The organism is Bradyrhizobium sp. PRIMUS42 (genome assembly GCF_023006515.1).
GTDB lineage: Bacteria > Pseudomonadota > Alphaproteobacteria > Rhizobiales > Xanthobacteraceae > Bradyrhizobium.
Window position 1 is genome coordinate 1 of sequence record NZ_JALBGZ010000532.1, and the last position, 4,410, is coordinate 4,410.

General features: G+C 63.7%; 2 protein-coding genes and 2 pseudogenes. 2 read left to right on the forward strand and 2 right to left on the reverse strand.

Translation table 11 applies throughout. The features are described from left to right. Nucleotides 1-683, forward strand: a 683-nt coding sequence (locus MOV75_RS28545; protein WP_247007013.1) for a J domain-containing protein, incomplete at its 5' end; no start/stop codon positions are given. 322 nt (nucleotides 684-1,005) lie between these two features. Here MOV75_RS28545 and MOV75_RS28550 read toward each other — a convergent pair. Next, nucleotides 1,006-1,272: pseudogene (locus MOV75_RS28550) on the reverse strand (anti-sigma factor); the annotation flags it as partial. On the opposite strand from MOV75_RS28550, the pseudogene MOV75_RS28555 reads away from it, so the two are divergent. Continuing rightward, nucleotides 1,258-1,902: pseudogene (locus MOV75_RS28555) on the forward strand (MFS transporter); the annotation flags it as partial. The pseudogenes MOV75_RS28550 and MOV75_RS28555 sit on opposite strands and share 15 nt — an antisense overlap. A gap of 213 nt (nucleotides 1,903-2,115) precedes the next feature. Here MOV75_RS28555 and MOV75_RS28560 read toward each other — a convergent pair. Continuing rightward, nucleotides 2,116-4,050 carry an AI-2E family transporter gene (locus MOV75_RS28560; protein ID WP_247007015.1) on the reverse strand — a complete coding sequence of 645 codons (1,935 nt, stop codon included), beginning with the start codon at nucleotides 4,048-4,050 and terminating at the stop codon, nucleotides 2,116-2,118. Between the last annotated feature and the right edge of the window lie 360 nt (nucleotides 4,051-4,410).

The following is a 4,410-nucleotide window of genomic DNA, read 5'->3' on the forward strand; positions in this document are numbered from 1 at the left end:
GATTCGAGAGCTATACGTTCCGCTCCGGCGGCGGCCCTGGCCAGGGCGGCGGCGCCTTCGAGGATATCCTCAACAGCATGTTCGGCGGCGGGATGCGTGGCGCCCGGCCTGGAGCCGGCAGTGCCGGGCAGTTCGAATTCGACACCGGCGGCGTCGGGCTCGATCTCGACGTGAATGTTGCCATGTCCGTCTCGCTGGAAGAGTCGGTCAAGGGTGGCGAGAAGCGCGTCCGGTTGCCGACGGGCAAGGAGCTCAACGTCAAGATTCCGGCCGGCGTCACCGAGGGCCAGCAGATCCGGCTCCGGGGACAAGGCGAGTCCGCGCAGGGCCATCCACCCGGCGATCTCCTGATCACCATCAGCATCGCGCCGCACGCCTACTTCAAGGTCGAGGGCGCCGACTTGCGCATCGACCTGCCGGTCACGCTCTACGAGGCGGTGCTCGGGGCCAAGGTCCGCGTGCCCACCCTCGGCAATGCCGTGGAGCTTTCGGTCCCGAAAAACACCTCCAGTGGCCGGACCTTCCGCCTCAAGGGCAAGGGCCTGCCGAAAGCCGGTGGAACCGGGGATCTCTTCGTCACCATCAGGATTATGCTACCGGACGGGAACGACGCCGCGCTTGAAGCATTGATGGAGAAGTGGCGGGACCAACACCCCTACAATCCACGTAGCGGACTCGGCTAGGGCGCTATCCGAGGCCAGCTCGACGCTCGGAGCATTCTCTTCCCGAAAGGATGATGCTCAACATACGCCTGAAGCGCGGCTCGCGCTTCGACGCTGACGTTTGTGACGTGTCGGCTGTCCGGCGGGGCAGCCGATAAAAGGGTGCGGCCTCGAGAGGGGGACCAGCGCGGTACCAAAAACCCCAATCGAGGCCGCCCGCGTCGATCGGCGGATCGAACGCTGCTCATTTTCGCGTGATCATCCGGTGCGATAATGAGACGCGCCGATGTCTTCATTCCAAATTTTCAATGACGGAATCGAGGCACCGCCTCTATGCGGTTGCTCAGGTGCCGTTTTTCTCGGCCTGATCGTAGACGGCCTGCGCCACCTTGGTAAGCCGGTCGCGATCACCGCCGCCGCTGACGACGTAGCCGACGCCGCGCTCGGCCCAGAACAGCGCGCCGTCCTTGTCCGTTCTGGCGTAACGCATTTGCGTCGCACCATTCTCGGTCTTGGCGGTGTAGATCGTGTAGCGCTCGCCCGAGGCGCCCTCATACATCAGGAACGACGCAGGGCCGCTCGGACCCGGCAAACGCCGGCCGCCGACGACATTGGCGATGCTACCGCCGCGTCGGTGACCAGGGCGGCGTTCGGGAACGCCTCCTTCGTGGTGATGACGTGCGCCTATCTCGTCTGCGGCATGCAGCTGGTGTTCCTCACCACGCATCTGCCGTCGTATCTGGCGATCTGCGGCCTCGATCCGATGCTGAGCGCGCAGACGCTCGGCATGATCGGCGGCTTCAACGTGCTGGGCTCGCTGTTCTTCGGCTGGGCCGGCGAGCGCTGGAACAAGCTGGCGCTTCTGGGCGGCATCTACATCCTGCGCTCGCTGGCGCTCGCCTGGTACTTCATGCTGCCGGCAACGCCGTTCTCGACGCTGCTGTTCGGCGCCATCATGGGCTTCCTCTGGATGGGCGTCGGCCCGCTGGTCGCAGGCGCCGTCGCCGAGATGTTCGGCCTGCGCTGGCAGGCGATGATCCAGGGCCTCGCCTTCATGAGCCACCAGATCGGCAGCTTCCTCGGTGCCTACGGAGGCGGGGTGCTCTACGACGCGCTCGGCTCCTACACCATGGCCTGGCGCATCGGCGTGGCGCTGGGCTTGGCAGGGGGCATCGTGCAGGTCGCGTTCGCGCTCGTCAGGCCGTCGCAGCCGCCGGCGCCGGTGTTGCGGACGGCGTAGTATGGAGGGGCTGAGCGGCCCGTGGATTGTGCTCTGCAGAGGCTGAATTTGAAGCGCGTCCGGTTGTGGCGGGCGCAAGAGAACGACCTTTGCAGCCCAGCAGCGTCCAGGGACGCTTCATGATTTAGCTCGCAGTGATGACCCTGGCATTCTTGGTTCAGCGTACGGGGCTATAGAGCGACGAGAAACGCTTCCAAAGTTGCGATGGAGATGTCATGCCGCAGCAATTGTGGTTCCATCCTGCCCGGGGGCTTCACGCTGCTGTTCCGTTACCCCCGTCGCATCGATGCACAGCCTGACGGCCTCGCCGATGCTCGTTGCAACGAGATCAGCCTTGGCGCCTTCCCGCAGCGATTCCAGGGCAGCCGGGTCAACGTCTTTGACCCAGCAGCCCAGGATGATGGTTGCCTTCGGCAGTTTCCGTCTCAGACGCCGCATGGAGTACCGCATGTGTGCCGCAGCGTGGGCATCCAGATAGACCAGGCAGACCATCGCAACGCCCGTCGTATCCAGACGAAAGACATTGGTCGTGGAAAGCGATGCCGCGCCTTCGACCCGCGCGGCGAGCCCGTGCTCGGTCGAAAGCTGGGCCAGCATGATCGCGGCCGCCTCATCGATCAGCGTGCGTCCGGCCACGCAGAGGACGGGGTGTTCGCCCTGCCAGTCCGGCGGGAGAGTCTCTTTGCGGAGGTAAGGCAGGTGTTCGTTGGCCGCATTCTCCGCAATGCCTTCAACCGCGGATGAGGCTTCAACATCTTTGGTTGAACTGCTCTTCGCGGGGGGCCGGTCGTCCTGTTCGGCAAGATCCGCTGCAAATTCGCTGACGGCGTCTCGAATCTTCGTGAGCCGTTCCTGGTCGAGCGCATTGCGCTCCGCGTCGGCTTGCGCCATCTGCAAACCCTTCAGCGCAACCTCGTCATAATACGAAGCCAGCGAGCGCTCTTTCAAAAATTCCTCTGCCTTTTCGGCCGCTTCGGTCGGATCTCCCGCCAGCATCCGCTGATAGAAGATTTCCGGAGGAGAAAGCGCTGGCCGGTCTCCAAACATGACGTCGAGGAATTCCAATCGCTCCACATGCCGCCCGAGCACCACGAGGCAAATCGTGAGGGGGGTCGCAAGGACAAGGCCGATCGGTCCCCAAAGCGCGGTCCAGAACGTTGCCGATGCGACGACGGCAACGGGTGAAAGCCCCGTGCTGCGCCCGTAAACCATCGGCTCGACGACATGGCCTACGATCGGTTCAACGACAAGAAAGAGGGCGAGAGTCCAAAGCAGCATCGACCAGCCGGGATCGATGGCAACTGCGAGTGCCAGCGGAAATGCGGCGGCGATAACGGCGCCGACATAGGGAACGAAACGAAGCGCAGCCGCGAGGATGCCCCAGAGGATCGCGCTGGGAATTCCGATGACCCAGAGGCCGGTGCCGATCACCACGCCGAATGCACCGTTCAGGAGGAGCTGGGTCAGAAACAGCTTGCTGAGGCGGCTCGCTGCATCGTCCAATGCGGCGGTGGTGCGCTGCAGATCCGAGGAGCCCGCCAGCCGAATGAAGCGGTTACGAAGATCCTCGCGTTGAATGAGGATGAAGATGACGAAAATGATGATGATGCCGGTGGTCGCGAGCGGATGAATGAGCGGAGAGATCAGGGTTCGCAGACTCTCCAGCGCGCCGGGATCGGGCTGGCGCACTTCGACCGGTACCGGTGGCGCCGAGGCATTTGAGCCAGCGACCATGCCGGTCCGGGGCGGGGGCGGGGCATCCTTCGGTCTATCAAGCTCCTTGCTGAGATCCTTCAGCATGTCGGAAGCACGCTCCAGCGTGCCCCTGCCGGCCTTGGTGTCCCGGAATGCCTGGATCTTGTCGCTGATCGTGGATTGATATCTGGGCAGGTCCCCAGCGAGTTGCGTCAGTTGGGTGGCGAGAAGGCTTCCGATCGCGAAGATCAGCATGAACGCGACGACAACCACGCTCACGACTGCCAATCCCCGCGGGACATGGATTCGTTGCAATATTCCGACCAGCGGCGCCAGTACAAAGCTGAGGAGTATGGCCAGCGCAACGGGCACGAAGATATCTCGACCGAAATAGAGCATCGAGATGATGATGACGGTCAGAACCGCGGTTGCTACTGCACCCAGCAGCGCCATTAGTTCTTCAGGGGTGCGGGGTTTGAAGGGCTGTCGCGTTACAGGCCTCATGCTGTCCCTGTCCCGTCGTCCGCTGAGCGTTTACCGAATTCAGCTGCGGGAGTGCAGGACGACACTGCATCGGACAGCCGCTCAGGGCACTGGTCCACGCGGTCTTCATGAGCGGCGGCTGTGCTGCGGCCTCGCCATCGCATGCCAACCGTTCCCCCCTGAAAAGGTTCCTGTCAGCCGGGACTGATGGATGCTGACCAGCGGTCGGAGCGTGGCCTGGGCCGCCGCTGACTTGGAGCGTCGGCGTCAACCGCGCCTAGGACATCGCGACGTTCACCTTGACCGGGACAGGCCGTGGCAGGCGCAGCC

Excerpts from the sequence above, each read along its gene's own strand:
- MOV75_RS28560 (WP_247007015.1), bottom strand. The coding sequence starts at position 4,050 with ATGGCGCTGCTGGGTGCAGTAGCAACCGCGGTTCTGACCGTCATCATC.